Source organism: Craterilacuibacter sp. (genome assembly GCF_051659485.1).
In the GTDB taxonomy this organism is placed as follows: domain Bacteria; phylum Pseudomonadota; class Gammaproteobacteria; order Burkholderiales; family Chromobacteriaceae; genus Craterilacuibacter.
Genome location: NZ_JBOFOO010000409.1, coordinates 1 through 3,326, shown reverse-complemented (window position 1 = coordinate 3,326; position 3,326 = coordinate 1). Strand labels below are relative to the sequence as shown.

The following is a 3,326-nucleotide window of genomic DNA, read 5'->3' as shown; positions in this document are numbered from 1 at the left end:
GAGTATGGCCTGACACAGGGCATCGATATCACCAGCCTCATACAAGAGTCCATCCTCACCATCACGAACCAGTTCCGGAATCCCGCCCACCGTAGTGGATATAACCGGCAATGCCCACCCCATGGCTTCCATCAGGCTGATAGGCATTCCTTCGTTATATGAGGGCAGCACCACGATATCGGCACCTGCAAGCAATGCTTCTTTCCGGGCTCCATCGACCCAACCGGCAAACTCGACCTGCGATGCAATACCCAATTCGGCAGCTTGCCGCTTTGCGGCCTCAATCTCTCCATTTCCGCCGATCTGCAAAAATAGCTCCGGACAGGCGGCAAGTGCCTGCTTGAATGCCGGCAACAGGTCAAAAATCCCCTTACGCAGGCCAACCAGCCCGAGAAACAACAGCGTTACCCTCCCCTGCTGCCACTGACGCAAGGGCTCGGCCGGCAAGTCAACATAATTATGCAAGACCGTCACTCGCGCGGCAGGTGCAATATCCAGCACAAAACCACGCCAACTCTCCGAGAGTACCAACACCGCAGCACACTGTTCCAGCACGCGGCGTATCCAGTTTTTTCGCCATTGAGGCTGGGCCGCATACCAAGGCTTCAAATCAGAACCATGCAAATGAAAAACAACCGGAACCCCACGCGTACGGGCCAGCAAGGCAAACAGTGATTTACGCCAGAAGCTACCAGCCATGGCAACATGGCAATGCAGCAATGAAACCCGGTTAAGGAGTAACTCACCGCTAAACGACATCAAGGCGGTCAATGCGGCAAGCAAACGACGCCATAATGCACCCTCGCAATGCGGCGACAATAGGCGGATATCCCAGCGTTTGAATACGCCATCCTGCTGGTAGCGCTCGACTACCGACAACATGCCACCCCGCCCTGATGTACATAACATGACAATACGTCTAGCCATATCTCCCTCCCGGGCAATACCACTCACAGAGCGCTCAGCGATTGATGACACAACCTACACGTTCGACCTGCGCCTGCTCCAACTCAGCCGCCAGCGCTGCCAGTGCTTTCGCGCAGGTCTTACCCCGCTCGGCAACAATCAGCGCCCCTCCCGCGCGCCTAGCGACCACACTGGCATCGGACAAGCCCATTGCCGCCGGCGTATCCAGCAGAATCACATCGAAATGCTGCTTCAGCATCTCCAGCAACTCGCCCATGCGCGGCCGGCTAAGTAGTTCCAATGGATTTGGCGGTGTAATCCCCGCAGGCATAATTGTGAGGTGAGGCAGTGCAGAAACGGTATCGATTGCAGCGTCCAGTTCGCATCGCGATGCCAGCAGATTGGCGAGCCCCGCCTGATTGCCAAGCCGAAACAAACGATGCAGGCTCGGCTGGCGCAGGTCGGCATCAATCAGCAGCGTACGCTCCCCCAGTTGCGCAAATAGCACGGCCAGATTGGCACTGATAAAGCTACGTCCCTCTTTGGCGCCGGCACTGACGACGGCCAGCGTTTTATGCCGGGTCTCATGCGAAAACCAGCGCATCAACAACTGACTGCGCAAAATACGCAGTTGCTCTACCGCTGGCGAAAAAGGATCAAAAGCTGCAATCACCTCGCCGCTGACACTATCATCCCCTTTAGCCAGATAAGGGTAGTCATACTGGTGCGATAGCGCCTGCATCAGGCCGGCCTGACTGATCAGGCCCAAGCGCACGGCAGCTTCGCCAAAGCGTAAGCCCTCTGCAGACTGCGCACGGACAATCCGCGGAATATCGACAGTACGAATCAGGCCGTCCCGCAGCAGAATATCGCCTATGCTGCGAGGCACAGATTCCACATTTTTGGCCATGACAACTTCGGTCAGCCTGGGTGGCGTCATCTCGGACATGCTTACACCTCGTTAAGGCTATGACTGGAAGGCACACTTCGCCCTATCCAGCGCAAGCGCCGGGATGCGGGCTGCTGGCTGGCATCGGCAACATGCCCCAGTAAGGGCGCACCGCTAAGCAAAACCAGATCTTCGGCACTGCGCACCCGCCGATCCAGCAGTTCACGCAGCAATATACTGCCCACCCCCAGCAGCATGCCTAAAAAAGCAGAAACCAGCAGATTGAGGAGGATTTTTGGGCGGGTGGGCAGCAATGGCGCGCTTGCCGGATTAAGCACGCTTACATTAGTCTGAACCATCTGCGACTCAAGCTTGCTTTGCGACGCACGCTGCGTCACACCATCAAACGCACGCTGGGCATTTTGCACTTCCATCTGCAATAAGCTGATCGCATCGCGTTGTTTTTTCAGGTCCAGAATCTTCTGCTTCTGCACTTCGATAGCAGCCTTGATATCCGCTTCCTTGTACAGGCTGATCTGGCCGCTGGTCCCTAATGAAATACGCACCTTGCGGGTTTCCGCCGCCAGCGTCTGCTTGAGATCGGAGAGCTGAGCCGACAGGCTGCGCACCTGCGGGTGGTTGACCCCGGTCTTGGCAACCAGCTCGCGCAGTTGTGATTCCTGACGCGCAATATCCGTCTTGAGCTGGATAATCAGCGGGCTTTGCATCACCTCCGGCAAGGTATCATTGGCACCACGCTGCTTGCTTTTGACATCCTGACCTTGCGACTGTGCCTGGGTAAGCTGACTGGACAGATCATTCAAACGGGCGGTTTCATAATCCACCCGCTCGTCTCCCGATACGATGCCGGTCTGCTGCTGAAAATCGGAGAGTGCCTTCTGTGCCGCCTGTAATTGACGGCGCTGAATGGCGGTCTGGCTTTCGAACCACTGGGCATACTGCTGCGCCGGTTCGGCACGCAAGCCTATATTGGTGTCGATATACGCTTGGGCAAAGGCATTGGCAGCGGCGGCCGCGAATGCGGCGTCAGTGGCGGTAAACTCAATGCGGATTACGTTGCTTTCCCGCGTAGGCATGACGTTAAGACCTGTTTTGAGCATGCCGGATAGCCACCCGATCATCTCGCCCTTACCCTTGCTAGCTGCCAGCCACTGTTCACGTACACCTGGACCTTGCTCCAGCTTAAGTGAGCGCACGACCTGGCGCGCCACCCGCTCACTATTGATGATGTCCACCTGGGTCGCCATATAGCTTGGCGCCATCATGCCCGAAAACACCATACCGGCAATCGGATCGGGGGATTTGACATCCAGCACGACCGAAGTCTCCGCTGTATACTCGCGCGGCAATGACATGCTGACCAGCAAGGTCGTCAATAGTGTCAACATCAGCACGATCAGGCCTAAGCGATACCTGGCGCGCATGATCAGAAGCAACTGATAAAAGTTCATTCCCCCTCCTCCGGCAAAGCAAACAAAACACCTCAGTCCCGCATGTAAAGCGGTATTGC

The 3,326-nt window shown here is 56.4% G+C and carries 3 protein-coding genes; all 3 read right to left on the bottom strand.

Translation table 11 applies throughout. The features are described from left to right. Window positions 1-927 (bottom strand): glycosyltransferase family 4 protein (locus ACRC1E_RS13860; protein ID WP_438515678.1); only part of this gene is annotated, 927 nt, incomplete at its 3' end. Between the two features lie 34 nt (window positions 928-961). Then, window positions 962-1,855: a polysaccharide biosynthesis tyrosine autokinase gene (locus tag ACRC1E_RS13855; RefSeq protein WP_438515677.1), complete on the bottom strand. Its 894-nt coding sequence runs from the start codon at window positions 1,853-1,855 to the stop codon at window positions 962-964. 2 nt (window positions 1,856-1,857) lie between these two features. Beyond that, window positions 1,858-3,267 (bottom strand): chain length determinant protein EpsF, encoded by a 1,410-nt coding sequence (gene epsF, locus ACRC1E_RS13850; RefSeq protein WP_438515675.1) that lies wholly within the window; start codon window positions 3,265-3,267, stop codon window positions 1,858-1,860. Window positions 3,268-3,326: the final 59 nt, after the last annotated feature.

What these genes read in the sequence shown, in the direction of transcription:
- ACRC1E_RS13855 (WP_438515677.1), bottom strand. Translation starts at nt 1,855, where the DNA reads ATGTCCGAGATGACGCCACCCAGGCTGACCGAAGTTGTCATGGCCAAA.
- epsF (WP_438515675.1), bottom strand. Translation starts at nt 3,267, where the DNA reads ATGAACTTTTATCAGTTGCTTCTGATCATGCGCGCCAGGTATCGCTTA.